This is a genomic window from Peptostreptococcus anaerobius VPI 4330 = DSM 2949, assembly GCF_000381525.1.
GTDB lineage: Bacteria > Bacillota > Clostridia > Peptostreptococcales > Peptostreptococcaceae > Peptostreptococcus > Peptostreptococcus anaerobius.
The window spans coordinates 1-15,830 of record NZ_KB906616.1 but is presented as its reverse complement, the minus strand read 5'-3'; the positions used below and the strand labels follow the sequence as shown (position 1 = coordinate 15,830).

The 15,830-nt window shown below is 29.4% G+C and carries 15 protein-coding genes and 1 pseudogene; 2 read left to right on the top strand and 14 right to left on the bottom strand.

Features of this window, described 5'->3' with window-relative positions; all coding sequences use genetic code 11:
* Positions 1-144: 144 nt before the first annotated feature.
* Positions 145-651 carry a ferritin family protein gene (locus tag F823_RS0104925; RefSeq protein ID WP_002844255.1) on the top strand — a complete coding sequence of 169 codons (507 nt, stop codon included), beginning with the start codon at positions 145-147 and terminating at the stop codon, positions 649-651.
* Positions 652-882: 231 nt separating this feature from the next.
* Here the strand turns inward: F823_RS0104925 and F823_RS0104920 are convergent, their stop codons facing one another.
* From F823_RS0104920 to F823_RS0104855, 14 genes are all read right to left on the bottom strand, one after another.
* On the bottom strand, positions 883-1,389 hold the full coding sequence (locus F823_RS0104920) for a hypothetical protein (RefSeq protein WP_019595444.1): 507 nt from the start codon (positions 1,387-1,389) through the stop codon (positions 883-885).
* A gap of 57 nt (positions 1,390-1,446) precedes the next feature.
* Positions 1,447-2,064: a class I SAM-dependent methyltransferase gene (locus F823_RS0104915; protein ID WP_019595443.1), complete on the bottom strand. Its 618-nt coding sequence runs from the start codon at positions 2,062-2,064 to the stop codon at positions 1,447-1,449.
* 242 nt (positions 2,065-2,306) lie between these two features.
* Entirely contained in the window at positions 2,307-3,659 is a 1,353-nt protein-coding gene (locus F823_RS0104910; RefSeq protein ID WP_002846714.1) for a hypothetical protein, read from the bottom strand.
* Between the two features lie 144 nt (positions 3,660-3,803).
* On the bottom strand, positions 3,804-4,187 hold the full coding sequence (locus F823_RS0104905; protein WP_002846713.1) for a (deoxy)nucleoside triphosphate pyrophosphohydrolase: 384 nt from the start codon (positions 4,185-4,187) through the stop codon (positions 3,804-3,806).
* A gap of 144 nt (positions 4,188-4,331) precedes the next feature.
* Positions 4,332-6,968, bottom strand: a complete 2,637-nt coding sequence (locus F823_RS11505) for a DUF3427 domain-containing protein (protein ID WP_002846712.1) — start codon at positions 6,966-6,968, stop codon at positions 4,332-4,334.
* A gap of 36 nt (positions 6,969-7,004) precedes the next feature.
* Positions 7,005-7,388 carry a phospholipase D-like domain-containing protein gene (locus F823_RS11315; RefSeq protein WP_002846711.1) on the bottom strand — a complete coding sequence of 128 codons (384 nt, stop codon included), beginning with the start codon at positions 7,386-7,388 and terminating at the stop codon, positions 7,005-7,007.
* Between the two features lie 241 nt (positions 7,389-7,629).
* Complete coding sequence (locus tag F823_RS0104890) at positions 7,630-8,949, bottom strand: sensor histidine kinase (RefSeq protein WP_002846710.1); 1,320 nt, start codon at positions 8,947-8,949, stop codon at positions 7,630-7,632.
* Complete coding sequence (locus F823_RS0104885) at positions 8,946-9,599, bottom strand: response regulator transcription factor (RefSeq protein ID WP_002846709.1); 654 nt, start codon at positions 9,597-9,599, stop codon at positions 8,946-8,948. Before F823_RS0104885 ends, F823_RS0104890 begins: the two co-directional genes overlap by 4 nt.
* A 105-nt stretch (positions 9,600-9,704) precedes the next feature.
* The gene (locus F823_RS0104880; protein WP_002843495.1) at positions 9,705-11,081 is read right to left on the bottom strand and encodes an ABC transporter permease; all 1,377 of its coding nucleotides are present in this window, start codon (positions 11,079-11,081) and stop codon (positions 9,705-9,707) included.
* Positions 11,081-11,737, bottom strand: a complete 657-nt coding sequence (locus F823_RS0104875) for an ABC transporter ATP-binding protein (RefSeq protein ID WP_002843501.1) — start codon at positions 11,735-11,737, stop codon at positions 11,081-11,083. Before F823_RS0104875 ends, F823_RS0104880 begins: the two co-directional genes overlap by 1 nt.
* Positions 11,738-11,746: 9 nt before the next feature.
* Positions 11,747-13,024 (bottom strand): ABC transporter permease, encoded by a 1,278-nt coding sequence (locus tag F823_RS0104870; protein WP_019595441.1) that lies wholly within the window; start codon positions 13,022-13,024, stop codon positions 11,747-11,749.
* 18 nt (positions 13,025-13,042) lie between these two features.
* Entirely contained in the window at positions 13,043-13,933 is an 891-nt protein-coding gene (locus tag F823_RS0104865; protein ID WP_002846706.1) for a 4Fe-4S binding protein, read from the bottom strand.
* On the bottom strand, positions 13,926-14,015 hold the full coding sequence (locus tag F823_RS11590) for a CD1871A family CXXC motif-containing protein (RefSeq protein ID WP_330360452.1): 90 nt from the start codon (positions 14,013-14,015) through the stop codon (positions 13,926-13,928). Before F823_RS11590 ends, F823_RS0104865 begins: the two co-directional genes overlap by 8 nt.
* An 84-nt stretch (positions 14,016-14,099) precedes the next feature.
* Positions 14,100-15,257: a TlpA family protein disulfide reductase gene (locus F823_RS0104855; RefSeq protein WP_002843505.1), complete on the bottom strand. Its 1,158-nt coding sequence runs from the start codon at positions 15,255-15,257 to the stop codon at positions 14,100-14,102.
* A gap of 329 nt (positions 15,258-15,586) precedes the next feature.
* Here F823_RS0104855 and F823_RS11310 point away from each other — a divergent pair.
* A pseudogene (locus F823_RS11310) lies at positions 15,587-15,722 on the top strand (relaxase/mobilization nuclease domain-containing protein); the annotation flags it as partial.
* Positions 15,723-15,830 lie beyond the last annotated feature (108 nt).

Here is a 15,830-nt window from a genome sequence, read left to right as displayed (position 1 = left end):
TTTGAATATACTTCATCACTTTACCTTATAATACCAATATAGTATTCTCATGATAATTCTACCTGTCTAAAATACTTGTTAAAAACGTATTCATAGGGTATAAGACTAATATAGTAATAATTTATATATAGGAGGTAATTAACTATGCAGGCTACAAAATACGAAGAAATACTAAAGTACGCAATGAACATGGAAAAAACTGCTGAAGAATTTTATAAGACATATATGTCTAAGGTGAAGGCAGAATCAAACAAGGAAATATTTACTCAATTAGCAGAGATGGAAGATGATCACTATGAAATCCTAGAAAAAGAACTAAAGAAAATACAGGATGGTAAAGAATTTGACGACTTTGAAAGTTTAGACCTTAAGGGTGGAGAAGACATATTTAAGATCAACGAAAGAGATATCAAGGACATGAACTTTGATTCTACAGTTGAGGACTTGCCTATCCTAAGAATGGCATATGCTATGGAGAATGATTTTGCTACATTTTATGAAAAAGCAGCGGAAAACGTTGAAGACCCAAATGCAAAAAAATTATTGGAAGTATTGGCTAAATGGGAAATCCAGCATAGAGATTCCTTTGATCAGGAAATCAAGCTAGCTACAGAAAACTCATGGTTTACTAACAGCTTTGCCCCATTCTAAAAATATCAAATAAATATTTTGTGTGAGTCTATGTAAAAAATTAAGTAATATTATAAATTAAAGGGAAGTTGGATTTTCACCAGCCTCTTTTTGAACATACATAGACACAAATTGATCAATATCTGTAAGAGTTATTGCCATACCATCTAACCTTCCCAGTAATAAATACGCTTTTAGAACTTATTTTCCTAATATGATTAAATTTATTAAATTGTTTATGCAACTCTAAATTTATCTTCCTAAAAATCCAACAAACAAAGCTTGAATTGTAGCTATAATTGGTATGAACAAAAATGGAACTAATAAAAAATGTTCTAGTATTGCCAAATGTTTCATCCAATTATTAAACTCATAATCTTTGTGTCCCTCTGTTCCCGGAATAACTATCTTTTCTTTATATTTTCCTTGAAATAAGAGACAATCCAATAACAAAAAATCTCCTATATTTAATATACTCCACTGAATGTATCCCATCCAAAATATATTCCAAAAGCCAACAACTCCTGAATGTAAAATACTTATTGTTGAATAAATAAAACAAACTCCCACAATAATGATAGTAAGTGTCATATTTATCTTTTTCTCTTGCTTTGTCATTTGTTTCGGAGCTGTTTTCTGGATAGCCTTTGGATAAGAATCAAAAAAGAATCTTGGATTAATAAGTACTAAAGAAGCCACTGTACCATTAAAAATAGCTGCTATAGCAATTCCGACAAGTATTGCCTGTATTAAATCCATAAAATCATCTCCCTTTTGCTTTTAAATTCATATTACTTTGCAAATAATAATTCAATATTACTTTTTATATGCAATCATTACACCGACTGGTGCAAGACCTCCATTTACCAATTTCATTTCAGCTACTGAAAATCCATATTCATGGGTAAAATCTTGAAATTGCTTTTTATCCCATTCTTTATACATCTTGAACCCTACAATAGACATCAAGCTTTTTATAATTTTACTTTGTTTTCCCTCTTTCCATAAAAAAGTGGGAGCAAACAAAGTACCATTAGGTTTTAATACCCTATATATTTCTTTCATTGCCTTTTCAGGTTCGGGCATAATATGAAGTGCATTCGCTATTACTACGCAATCAAATTTATCATCTGCATAAATCAATGAAGTAGCATCAGCTATTTCAAAGACAAGGTTCTCGTATTCTCCATGTTTTCTTGCTTCAAAAATCATTTGTTTAGAAAAATCAGTTGCAATCCAACTTTTCGTATATTTTGAAAGGTTAAAGGATAATTGACCTGAACCACAAGCAAGTTCAAGTACATTCATATCCTTACTCAGATGTGGGTTTATGTATCCGCAAACTTTATCATAAACATCTTTATCCTTCTTCATAAAAGAAGCATACAGCTTGGCGAATTTATCCCAAAATTTTTTATTACTCTTATCACTCACCAGCAAAACTCCTTCCAACAACAAATTTTAAACTCTATCCGCTTTTAGCATTTCACATTATTCCTTAAAGACGAAAGCTAATTGCAAGTTATTCTAAATTTCCCTACAAATATTTTACACTAGATCATTATTAAAAAACAGCGTAGCAAAAAATTGCTACGCACATTTACACATATTACTCTATATCTTCATCTTTTTACATGACTGTAAATCATATTGACGCCCCTTTCTGAGGAACTACACTATTTCTTTTTATATTCAACACCCTTAGCAGGTACTATCATATCATTATTTTTTATAATATTCTTTATAGCTGTATAATTCTTAAAGAATATCTCTCCTGACTCTGCAGATTGGTCCTGAACAGGTAAATCCTGAGGAAAACTTGCTGTGATATACTTAGTTCCCTTAGAAGTCTTTACGCTGCCCAGTACTATAATGGCGTCATGTCCAGTATAGTCTTCATCTGACATCCATATCGAACATATATTGCCATCTCTTGGTATCTTGGCATCATGCTCCTTAGAATAAAATCTGACACTCTTACCATTATTGTCTTCAAACATCTCCACTCTAGAGTACTTTTTAGCATCAGGTGGTATTTTAACACTGATATTATCGTCTAACTTGATTATATCTCCAGTATTTGAAGCTTTAGTTTGAGATGATTTATTTTTGTCATCAGATTTATTTTTGCTATCAACTTTGTCCTTGTTTTTAGACTTACTTTCTCCACTCAGCTGACCTTTCTTAACCATATCTTTGACTTGGTCATCTATATTCCTGCCTATAGTTAACTTACCCATATGGCAGTTTAAGGCAGATATTTGACTGGCATCTATCTTAGGCTTGTTCTTGCCCTCTACCCAATCAATATCAAATGTTCCTTCAAGTCCTAGCTTCTTAAGAGCTGCATCAACAGATTCTTTGTCAGATTCATTTTTATCTATATAGTATAGTTCTTCTTTGCCTCTGTAAGTGCTATCTGTTGCCTTTTCAACAACTAATACCTTGTTTAATTTCTTATCTGAAACTTCATATACAGTCTCTCTTCCGTTTTCTCCACCTTTAGGGTCATTATATAATTCATATTCTATTATGTATTTTTTGCCATTTTTCTCAAAGGCGTATATATAATAATCAAAGCCCTGGCCTTTAATAAGAGGCATTCCGTCTAAGTATTTTGGTCTAAGCTTGCCAACTTCTAGCTTTTTGTCCCCTTGGTAATCATATACAATTGTCTCAAAAGCCTCAATCTGAGGTGTCATATCCTCTGGTTCATACCTATCCTTAGAGATTGAATCTAGCCTTGATATTATGACCTTTGTATCATCTTTTGGTATCTTGGCATAAGATACTAGACCTTTCGGAGCTGGTGAGTCACTCATTATTATGACCTGGGGACTAGCCACATCACCGACTATATCTCCGGTCTCATTGATTATTTCTTCAGCCCTTTGACTTGTTATTTGACTTTTTGCTTCATTCTTGTTATCGTTTGCTAATTTCGTATCCATTGGCTTCATAGCAAAGTAGGCAGCAAGACATATACCTACTAATGTAGCCACAATCAAAGCTATAATTTTGTTTTTCATGGTACCTCCAATAATTTTTATTATGAGAATATTTATACAGTCTTTTAATTAATTTTAACATACTTTAAATAATTTGAAAATACCATCTTATGAATATTGGTACTAAGTTTTGTTATTTATGGAAAATCTAATATAAGACTTTGTCTAGTCCATGATCAAACTCTCTACAACTTCTATATCAGCAGGCAACCAATCCAGTTTTCCTAGTTCATTTTTATCTAGCCATACTGCGTTAGAATGCTCTAGAAGACTTATATTCTCATCTATTAAGTTGCATATAAAACAATGCATTATAAGATAAAAACTCTTATAGTCATACTCCACTGTTGTAAAATACTTTTCTATATTTATTTGAGCATCCAACTCTTCTTTTATCTCCCTTATAAGAGCTTCTTCTCGATCTTCACCCTCTTCCATTTTTCCACCTGGAAATTCCCATCCACCTTTTAGGTCTCCATATCCCCTTTGAGTTGCTAGGTACTTTCCATTCTTTTTGATAATTGCAGCAACAACCTCTATTCTCTTCATTATTATCTCCTCCCTATAGTTTTAATTTTAATCGCATTATTACAAAACCTTTTTACTAGGCTACTATTTGTCATTTTACATATTCTTACATATTTTTATTTAATAGTATAAATCTCTACCTACTTATCTAAGCAAATACAATTTTTATTTTGTTATATAGTCATATATGTCATTTCTAACAGGTGTATTTAATTTATAGATAATTTCAACCGCCGTCTTGTTTGTATTAGGCATTACAAATTCTTTTTCAATTCCAAGTGCCCTTATTTTACCCAAATAATAAAATTCCTTTGAGGTCTTATCATCCTTATTCTTTCTTACAAAAAGGTGCATTTTTATTCCTCTTTCATCAGATTTTAGGGCATTCTGCACATCTTCAGAATCCTTAGTTCTACCAGATTTAGATATAGCTATTAATCTGATATTGCTTTCAAACCTATCTTCATAGTTTATCGTATCAGAAATATCGTCAGACTTATTATAATTTATAAATACAGGATAGGTTTTAGTCTTTTTATCATACTTATAGCCACCTATATTTAGGGCAACCTCGTCTTTATCCCACTCCAACAATCTACACACATCTGAGTATGTGTATTTACTGTACAATTTAAAGTTTGTATCCTCATATTTAGGCCTATAGTAGTTTTCATTTTTATAAATACCATAATCTACAAGCTCAGTAATTATGCGTCTGAACTCATTATCTTCTAACATTTTTTCAAAGCTTTCTGATACTTCATAATCATAGTCTTCATATTTGTAGTCTTTAGAAGCTAGTATTTTACAACCTTGATATGTCTTTTTGTTAGATCCAGTCGCAAAATTATCTGTCAATATATTATAAATATTAAGTTTGGTATTTGAGTCAAATCCAATCCCTCGCTCTGATAAAGTAATTTTTAGTCTTTCCAATAGGCTATCTTCTCCATTTAATATATCTTTTATTATAAGCAACTCATGAATTCTCTTTCCATTGACAAATTTATCAGAAATAAACTTAATCATAAGCTCCTTATCTTTATTAAATCTATACATATACTCTTTTTCATACTTCTTTAAAAATCCATAGTATGATCCCAAACTCTTATTATCAATTATGCACTGTATATCCATCGAACCATACTTTTCAAAATCCATCATTGCAGGTATTTTCCCTAGTTTATTTTTCAATTGTATATATGATTCTTTTATCTTTTTTATTTCACTGAAATTAGCATTATCAATAGACCTATATATTCTCTCTTTGGAAATTTCATCAAAACTTATAGTTGAACAGCCTGGTAGCAACTTGTTACCCTGCCTCATATACTTTCTTATATTGTCCTTGTTAAAGGTCCTATCTCCAAACAAGGCTATAGGTATTAAAAAGTTTGTAGTGTAGTTACCTATAAAATCTATAATTACAACATATTCCTTGCCCTCAGATTTTCTCAAGCCCCTGCCCAGCTGCTGAATAAATATGATAGAGGACTCAGTAGGCCTTAGCATAACAACCTGGTTAACTTCAGGTATATCAACCCCTTCATTGAATATATCAACTGTAAATATATAATCAAGATAGTCATAGCTATTATTTCCAACTAATCTATCTATACATTCAAGCCTGTAGTCAATGATATCTTCACCAGTCAGGGCTACAGTCTTATAACCCCTCTTATTAAATCCATCAGATAATAACCTTGCCTCTTCTTTACTACTGCAAAAAACTAGCCCCTTGACCCTGTCTCCACTATAGCCAAAGAATTCGATTTTTTCTACAATATATTCCAGTTTTTTGTCATAAACAAGGTTAGCAAATTTTTTCAAGTCACTTTTGTCATTTTCCTTAGTTGAGTATATCGACCTGCCTTCTGCAGCTAAAACAAGTCCACTCTTAAAATCACTATCTATTATATTTGATCTAGTTTCTTGAACACTTGAAGTGATGCCATCTTCTACTTCAATATCTGTTATACCAAAGTAATGAAATGGACATAATAAATCTTCTTCTAAGGCTTCTTGTAGCCTAATTTCATGAGCAATGTTATTGTCAAATAATTTATATATATCATACCCATCACCTCTGTCTGGACTAGCTGTCATCCCTAGCCATAAAGTATTTGGAGTAAAATATTCCATAATCTTCTCATAGCTGGCGGCACCCGCCCTATGAACTTCGTCAATTACTATAATATCGAATTCATCTTTAGAAAATTGGCTATGTATATATTCTTTAGACATAGTCTGCATAGTTGAAAATATAAAATCTTCACCCATACACTTTTCATTACCCGATAAAATCCCCATAGTCTTTGTATGGCTAAATACTCTTTTGTAGGTTTCCATAGCTTGCTTGGCTATCTGCTCCCTATGCACAATGAATAGTATTCTTTTAGGATTTAACTCCCTAAGAGCAAATGCTGATGCATATGTCTTACCAGTGCCTGTAGCAGATATTAATAGAGCACGCTTTTCATTTTGTAGGACCAATTCCTTAATATTATTTATAAAATCCAACTGCATCGAGTTTGGATATAATTTATAGTCAGACAGGCTAGGAATCTCTTTTTCTCTAGCAATCTTTTTTTGCTTCTTTATAAGGTTATACTTTAACCTATATTTTTCGATTACTTGATCACATGCAAAAGAATTTTCATCATTCCATAATGAATAAAACTCGCTCAGAACTGTTTGGGTATATTGACCATCTATATTAGACTTTATGCTAGAATTCCACTCTTTATTTTTCGTCATAGCGTTCTGTGTCATGTTTGCGCTACCAACAATTATCCTGTACATCTGATCATTTTTAAATATATATCCCTTGGTATGAAATCATATATTTGAATCGTGAGAACAATATATTTTAAGCTCAATATTTTTAAACTCGGACAACTTTTCCAAGGCCCTAGGCTCACTAAAGTCCAAATAATCGGTAGTTATTATCTTTCCTTTTACACCTCTATTTTCTAGGTCTTTTAAAACCTGTAGTAGGGGTGTGATTCCGCTCATAGTAATAAATGCAACGCTAAATAAAAATTCGTCACATTCATTAAGTTCATCTATTATAGAGCACAGTACCTTGCTCCCTGTTTTATAATCATTGTATATAAGGTCTGATTTGTACTGTGAGTTGTATTTTTCACTGCATATAGCATGAGAGTCTACAAAGGATACTTCCATGCTTGCTTTTAGAGATTGTAATTTATCAGTGTTCATTTGTATCCTCCGCTTGGAATATGTTTGTTATAAGTATATTATAGCATTTAAGTGTTAGTAAGATCTATATGTATGAATTGAATAAATTTTTATTGATTAAAAAGCAACCCCAACGAGTTGATTGAATAAGTAATGTAAAAAGATATAAATTTTAAAGGGAAGATATGTCACTCTTCCCTTTACTGTCCTTGATATATTGATATCGAACACTTTTCATTTGTATACCTGTATTATATCTTGTTTAAGAAAATATTTTAATTTTAAAGATAAAAAATTCTTCATCCTGCAATGCTTTATATTCTATATTGTAATTGTTCAGAATATTACTCACAATATATAAACCTAATCCATTACTATTTTCCTTATTTAAATCAAATTTAACATCAAATATTTTATCCATATTCGAAATTTTATTGTTACCGTATGAATTCTCTATATATAACCAATCATTAACTGTCCCAATATTAATTACCCCATTTACATCAGTATATTTTACCGCATTACTAATCAAATTAGATAGAACAATCTTTAAAGCTGTTTTTCCTATATAAATATTCTCATCTAATATATAATTATTGACAGTTATTTTCTTTTGATTTGCTAATATTTCATACTTCTTTAATATGTCTTCTAATATATCATTTATTTTCAAATATTCTTCATCATTATTCAAATTTTCTATAGAATGAACTGATAATATTTGAGAAAAATTTTTTGTTAGACTATCAACGATTTCAATACATTCATTAATATAAATATCTCTTTCTTTATATTTGCCAATATTGTATTTCATGTTTTCCAGTATTATTTTAAGACTAGCAAGAGGAGTTTTAAGTTCATGGGATGCACCTTTAAAAAAGTCATATTTTAACTTTTCTAATTTTAAAATTTCTTTATTTTTAAATTCCAAATCGTCAATTGTTCTTAATAAAGTAGAATACAAATCATTAATTTGTTGTTTTAATTCTCCAACTTCATCATTAGAGCTAACTTTTAAATGCGTTTTTTTATCAAGTTTCATCATTTTATCAGTAACAATTTTTATTTCTTGTATATTATTTTTTATTGATTTTGCATAAATTAAAGAAATAATAACAGAAAATAAAATTGATATTAATAAGGAATATGGTAAAAATTTAAGGCTTAGATCTTTCGCATCTTTTTGCATATCAGCTGTAGAAACAAATTGTAGATTTGTTTTTTTACCATCATTAAGCTTTATTTCTCTTTCTTCAATTATCAAAGAATTACTATCACTTTCTAAATTAATATTTATATTATCTTTGATTTGTATTTCATTCTTATTATTTTTTTCTTTTATAAATGCTTTTATTTCACTATTCTTAGAATAAAGCTTCAAAGTTTGTTCTATATATTTTATTTCTTTTCCATTCATATTACTAGAAATTTCATTTGCTATATTATGAATCTTTTCTTTTCTCGTCTCCAAATATGTTTTAGGAAAGATAAAAAAAACTAATGAATGAACTAATATAATTATTATTCCAAGAACAGAAAATATTTGTATGAACATTTTTGGAAATATCTTTAATTTTTTCATTTTTTCTCCAATCTATATCCTACATTTCTTATAGTAGTTATACAGTCTAATTGTAATTTTTTTCTAAGTTCTTTTATATATACATCTATTACTCGATCATAAGGAATTTCTTCGCTATCTTTCCATACATAATCAATAATTTGCATTCTTGTCAACACTTGTCCACTATTATCCAATAAACATTTTAATACTTCAAGTTCTTTTGCATTTACATCTATTTCTTCACCATTTATTTTAGCTGTATAACTATTAAAATTAACCGATAGATCCTTATATTCAAACTTATCTAAATGTCCATAATTCTTCTTAATTAAAGAATCTATTCTAGCCTTTAAGACCGGCAATGAAAATGGCTTTTCTACATATCCATCTACTAAATTAGTAAATGCATCAATTTTATATTCTTCATCACTAAATGCAGTCAAGATTAGAATTGGTAAATTGCTTTTCTTTCTAATTTCTTTCAACACTTCTAAACCATTTATAAAAGGTATCTGAATGTCTAAGATAACCAAATTTATATCGCTATTAAATTTTGACAAGGCTTCTCTTCCATCTTTAGCTTGAATAACAGTATATCCAAATTCTGAAAGATATTCACTTATTCCCTCTCTTATCATATTATTATCTTCAACAGTTAATATTTTCATATATACCTCCACTTAAGCCTATACACTTATATTATACAGCATATTATTTGATATTTAAAAGCCAAAAAATTTTTGGTGCTAAAAAGCACCAAAAATTTTAATTATTTAATTATTGTCGATTAATAATTCTTTTGGATTCCTTCTTAATATATTGAATGAAGAAATAATCAATGATACAAGAAGTACTAAACTCATAAATATAACTACATAAATTATGAATTTAGGTAATACATTTATATCTAAACTAGATAATGTCTTGTTAAATCCTTCAGCTTCTGCCCCACCACCTAATTGGCTAGATACAGATTGTCTAGCTATTTGTTTAGCTATATCACCAGTAACCTTATTCAATATATTATTCCCAAGCTTATCAGCTGTATATTGAGCTAAGAAATAAGAACCAACGAATGCGGGGATTGATATAAATACCATCTCAATTAGGAATTGACCAAAAATTTCTAATTTTGATTTACCTAATGATAGTAATACTGCTATTTCTTTCTTTCTAGCATTCATCCATAATAATAATAATAATGAAACTACAACTCCTGCAAATATTAATGAGCCAACAAATAATTTATTTGAAATTGAGTAGATACCTGATATAGATTGTTGTAATGCAGGGAAATTTGATGAACTTTTAATCAAATTATATTCATTCCAATTTATATCTAATTTCCCAAGATCTTTTATTACACTATCAAGATTCTTATCACCTTTTACAAAGAATGTTGCATCTTGGTATACAGCTGTATCTTCTGTATTACCATAAACTTTAGCAGCTGTATTAAGATCAGTGATTAATGTGTTTTCGTATAGTTCTTGTGCAGCACTTACTCCACCGCTATTATGCCCATCGAATAGACCTTTAATTTCTACATCTACTGTTTCATTTGCAGCTTTCTCATTATCAGCGTCAAATAAATTAGATTTTATTTTTATCTTATCTCCAACTTTAAGATTATTTTTTTTAGCTAAATCTTTATGCATTAAGATTTTATTTTTATCTCCATTTTCTAAATGCTTTCCTTCTACTAATTTATATGCTTCTGATACAAATTTTGTTTCTTTTGATGAGTCGTTAACTCCAGTTAACATAACTGTTCTTTTAAAATTCTTCGCTCTTTCAGGTGATTGATTTGCAAGAGTCTCTTGAGTTTCGATAATATCATGATCAACTAAATCTGCAACACTGTTTATTCTTTTTACATAGGATTCTATACTATCTGTTTGGGATATCTTTTTAATATCTTCACCTTTTACATTTCCCCCACCTCTAGGTGTTCCCGGATTTACTTGTCTATTTATCTCCATAGAAAAACTATTTGTTATATTAGCAAATGTTTCTTTTGAAGCTCTGTCCGTAGCATCTTTAATAGATAAACTAATGAGACTTAAAGTTGACATAGATAAAATAACTAATATAATAATTAATGATTTTAAGCTTTTTCTAGTTACATAAGCAAATGCATTTTTTATCATTATTCAACCTCCAAATTCATTTTATTTACTTCTTTCAACTTTTTACCACTTAGTTCTAAAATGATATCCGCAGAATCTGCTACTTCCTTACTATGTGTTACAACTATTACGCATTTATTTCTATCTTTAGCTAATGTCTTTAATATATTAATTATTTCTCCAGCAGTAACACTGTCTAGATTACCAGTAGGCTCATCAGCTAGTATTATTGGAGCATCTGATACCAATGCTCTGGCAATAGCTACTCTTTGTTGCTGTCCACCAGATAATTTCATAACATTTCTTTTTATTTGTTTTTTATCTAAACCTAGTTCAAACAAGATACTTTCATCTGCTGATTTATTCACCAATCTAATATTTTCAATTGGTGATAAATAGTCTATTAAATTATAGTTTTGAAATACTAAAGATATATTATTTTTTCTATGATTACTATATCCTTTCTTTTCTATATCTTCATTCTTAAACAATATTTTTCCTGTTTTAGGTTTATCAAGTCCAGCAAGTAAGGAAAGAAGTGTAGATTTTCCTGTTCCTGACTTTCCTACTATCGCATAAAACTTCCCAAGTTCAAATTTTTGATTTACCCCTGACAAAACTTTTTCTTTAGAATTTGCATAACTATATGCTACATTCTTTATTTCTAATATATCCATTTTTTTCTCCTAACTTATTTTTGATAATATTTCTTTAGGCTTCTTGATTAATATTAATGAAGAAGCAAATACAACTGATAAAACAATAATACTTATTAATATTAAATAAGTTTGTCCTAGTGTTGTTATATTTGACATAAAACTACTATTATTTATTAAACTTCCACCGGAAATCATTGAGTCCTCTGAGTTAATAAATCCATCTACAATTACTTTTAGTAATACATTTCCTAAAAATAAGGAGGATACTATACTTGGTATCGATATGAATATTAACTCGAATATAAATTGCATTATAATTTGTATCTTAGATCTTCCAATAGATAAAAATATACCTATTTCATATATTCTTTCTCTTAACCATAGAATCAAGATTAATGAAAGAACAACCATCCCACCTAACATAATAGAATAAGTCATTATTTTTATTATATGTTTTATTCCACTCACTGACTCTAAAGACTCTTCAAACGCATTAGAATCTTTTTCAACAGAATACTTTGACTCATCAATTTTAAGCTCTTTCAATTTCTTTAAGGCTAAGTCTGTAGATTCTGCACTAGCAGAATACATTAAAATTTTATTTGCGATTTTATTATTTTCTGATTTATTTAATACCTCTTGGCTTGTTGGATAGTCTACAAACACCATATTTTCACTGAAATCAGAAGATAATCCTGTATATGTTTCCTGTTTTTTACCAGAAAAGATCCCTATAATTTTAAATTTATGACTTTTTATTTTTCCGCTTTTTTCAGTATCTAGTAATTCAAGATCAAGTTCATCACCTAATTTTAGATTGTTTTGTTTAGCAAATTCTTCATGAACAATAATTGAATTCTTATCATTTCCTCCTATATTTTTGCCTTTTTTAATTGTAAATACTCCACTACTAAATAAAACATTTCTTTTAGTATTATTTGTAGCTTCGAGTGAGACAACATTCTTAAATTCGTCAGATAAATCTTCTCTATTTATTCTTTGTTCTCCGCTAACTACTTTAGCGCCTTTTAGTTTTGCTAATCCATCATATTGAAATATTTTTTCTTCAATTTCTTTTAATTTTTCAATATCTTTAAATTGATTAACATTAAAATATTTACCATCTTTTTTTGTTATTGATATTGAAGAATTAGAACTTTCATATAAAGTCTTTTCTATTTTATTGCTTGATTTCATTATTGTTAAACAAGAATATAAGCAAGAAAGAACTATAGTTAATATGATAAAAATTATTAAAGTTCTATTTCTCTTTCTTGTAATATATGCTATAGCATTTTTTATCACTTTCCTAACTACTCCTCTCTATTTTCTTACTCCGCAGCTAATTGCATCCACTGGACAAGCATTTTTACATCGTCCACATCTGATACACTCCAGATGATTACAATTCTCAACCGGATTTATGTTCATTTGGCAAACTTTTTTACATCTTCCACAATTAATACACTTATCCTTATCCAATCTATATCTAAATATTGAAATAGGGTTAAAAATTGAGTAAATAGCTCCAAGTGGACATATATATTTACAAAAAGGTCTATATATAATTATAGAAAGTAACAAAGTAAGTATTAAAATTACTCCCTTCCAATAATACAAGAAACCTATCGCACTTCTCATACTTTTATTTAACAAAACAAGTGGTAATCCTCCTTCAAGCATACCAACTGGACAAATAAGCTTACAAAAATATGGAGACCCTTGCCCTAAAATATCAACTAAAAATAGAGGAAGTATTATTACAAATACAAGTAATATTATGTATTTCAATTTTCTCAAATGTTTATCAAACTTAAATGTTTCAACTTTTTTAAAAAAGGGAATCTTGTGTAGCAAATCTTGAACCAATCCAAACGGACACAGCCAACCACATACAAATCTTCCTATAAGCGCACCTATAAAGAACATAAAGCCAACTATATAATAGCTAAACTTATAATTCGAGTTTCCAATCACTGCCTGTAGCGATCCTATAGGACAAGAACCTTTTGCCCCTGGGCACGAATAACAATTCATGCCCGGAACACAAACTTTCTTTAAGTTCCCACCGTAGATTTTACCAGTCTTAAACCCTTCAAAGTAAGAATTGGTAATTAAAAACCAAAAGGATTGAAATAGATGCCTAAAACGATCTCTTATTTTATATTTATCTTTTTTTGTACTACCATTTATAATATTTTTAATTCTATCCAATTCCAATACACTCCATACAAATTCTTATCGCCTTATCCAAGACAACTTTAGTTTCTCCATTAGTATGACCATAGTAAATCATGGCCATACTAATAAAGACAATTACTAAAGATAAGGTACGGCTTTTTAAAAACTTTTTAACCATATACCATTCACCGCTTTACATTTACTTATTTTTTATTTTTGCTAATTCTTTTTCAATTACCTGCTTCCATTCCTTTGCACTCTTTGCTCCAGAATAAGTATCGCCTACAATGTTTCCATTCTTATCAACAAAGAAAGTCTCTGGCATAGCCTGTATACCATTCAATCTACCATTAAAGTTTGTCTTATCTGGCATTAAGAAAGGATATGAAGCCTTTGTTTTTTTCTGTATTAACTTTGACTTTTCAATTGCTTCCTTGTTTTCACCCTTATCATCAACAGTATCTGTAACAACACCAACCATATTTACACCCTTGCTTTTCATTTCCTTCTGAACCTCAACCAAATCAGGAATTTCCTTTACACAAGCTGTACACCAAGTTGCAAATACATTTACCATAGTAAGATCATACTTCTCAAAATCTTTACTTGTAAAATCCTTGCCATTTATGTCCTTTGTTGATAGTTTACGTAAATCTTTAACTGATTCTTTGTTAAATGCTTCTGTATTTTCTAAATCAGTTTTTTCTGATAGAACAAAACCATTTTCAGGGCGTTCTTTTTTATCTATAATTTGAATCTCAGTTCTTTTTAATTCATCCAGAAGATTACTTTCAGATCCGCTATTTGTGCTTAAATAGCAATCGTATTTTCCATCACTTGAAACTCCTATTTTAGTATGAGTATCGCATTTTGTAATTTTAGATATTTTTTCTTTTGATGTATTTTTTTCGAATATACCAATAGTTCCGACTCTTTCAAGCCCATTCTTCCATTTTTCATAACCATCACCCTTTTTATTAATAACAGCATTTTTTTGCTCTTCAGTCATTTTATTGAAAGTTAAAAAAGCATACTTTAGTTCCTTATCTATAGGACTTTGATCATCTAACATCGCTATCTTTTTATCATCCATATACTTTTTAAATTTGTCTGAAAGTTTAAATTTAAGACCTAAAAATTCATAAACATATTCTTTTTTTGTTTGTAAAGTATAATCTGATGGCTTAAAGGTTTCATTTTTATCCTTCTCATTAGTTGACATACCTGCCTCTTCAGAACTTACAGATTGTCCTTGTTTAACTTTATTGCTTTCATTACTTTTTTTACACCCAACTGCACTTAAGCCCAAACATAAGGTAAGTAATAGTAATGCTCCTTTTGATATTGTTCTTTTCATAATTTTTTCCTCCTTAATTTTTACACAATAGCAGTTTATAACTACTTTTAATAATATTGTACATACCTTTTATGAAACGTTGATGAAATATAATTTTTTATTTTTACAAACTGGTATAATAATATAAATATTATGCTTAAAGTTGTTCTTACACGACTAGTATATGAGCAAGCACAGTAAGTGTACGGACACTTACGAAAAAATTGATGAAGCAGCCCTCTGGGATATGCTTCTTTTTTTACGCACCTAAGCACACGAAAGTTCACTTGAGTGTTTGAGACTGGAAATTAAACTAACTGAAGAAGAAAAGGCTCTTTTTGAAGAGAAACGAAAGCTATAAGAGAAAGTACAAAAACAAATGGCAAGTCATGGTATGAAAATGAGCAATCTAAGAGAGCTACTTCTTGGAAAAGCAGACTTCAATTTGACATTGATCGTCTTATAAAACAGTCTAAGTATTGGGAATAATTTATAAAGCAACTCTAAATTTATCTTCCTAAAAAGCCAACAAACAAAGCTTGAATTGTAGCTATAATTGGTACAAGAAAAAATGGAACTAATAAAAAATGTTCT

What these genes read in the sequence shown, in the direction of transcription:
- F823_RS11315 (WP_002846711.1), bottom strand. Translation starts at nt 7,388, where the DNA reads ATGAACACTGATAAATTACAATCTCTAAAAGCAAGCATGGAAGTATCC.
- F823_RS0104885 (WP_002846709.1), bottom strand. Translation starts at nt 9,599, where the DNA reads ATGAAAATATTAACTGTTGAAGATAATAATATGATAAGAGAGGGAATA.
- F823_RS0104925 (WP_002844255.1), top strand. Translation starts at nt 145, where the DNA reads ATGCAGGCTACAAAATACGAAGAAATACTAAAGTACGCAATGAACATG.
- F823_RS0104905 (WP_002846713.1), bottom strand. Translation starts at nt 4,187, where the DNA reads ATGAAGAGAATAGAGGTTGTTGCTGCAATTATCAAAAAGAATGGAAAG.
- F823_RS11590 (WP_330360452.1), bottom strand. Translation starts at nt 14,015, where the DNA reads ATGATTTACTATGGTCATACTAATGGAGAAACTAAAGTTGTCTTGGAT.
- F823_RS0104910 (WP_002846714.1), bottom strand. Translation starts at nt 3,659, where the DNA reads ATGAAAAACAAAATTATAGCTTTGATTGTGGCTACATTAGTAGGTATA.
- F823_RS0104920 (WP_019595444.1), bottom strand. Translation starts at nt 1,389, where the DNA reads ATGGATTTAATACAGGCAATACTTGTCGGAATTGCTATAGCAGCTATT.
- F823_RS0104875 (WP_002843501.1), bottom strand. Translation starts at nt 11,737, where the DNA reads ATGGATATATTAGAAATAAAGAATGTAGCATATAGTTATGCAAATTCT.
- F823_RS0104855 (WP_002843505.1), bottom strand. Translation starts at nt 15,257, where the DNA reads ATGAAAAGAACAATATCAAAAGGAGCATTACTATTACTTACCTTATGT.
- F823_RS11505 (WP_002846712.1), bottom strand. Translation starts at nt 6,968, where the DNA reads ATGTACAGGATAATTGTTGGTAGCGCAAACATGACACAGAACGCTATG.
- F823_RS0104890 (WP_002846710.1), bottom strand. Translation starts at nt 8,949, where the DNA reads ATGAAAAAATTAAAGATATTTCCAAAAATGTTCATACAAATATTTTCT.
- F823_RS0104880 (WP_002843495.1), bottom strand. Translation starts at nt 11,081, where the DNA reads ATGATAAAAAATGCATTTGCTTATGTAACTAGAAAAAGCTTAAAATCA.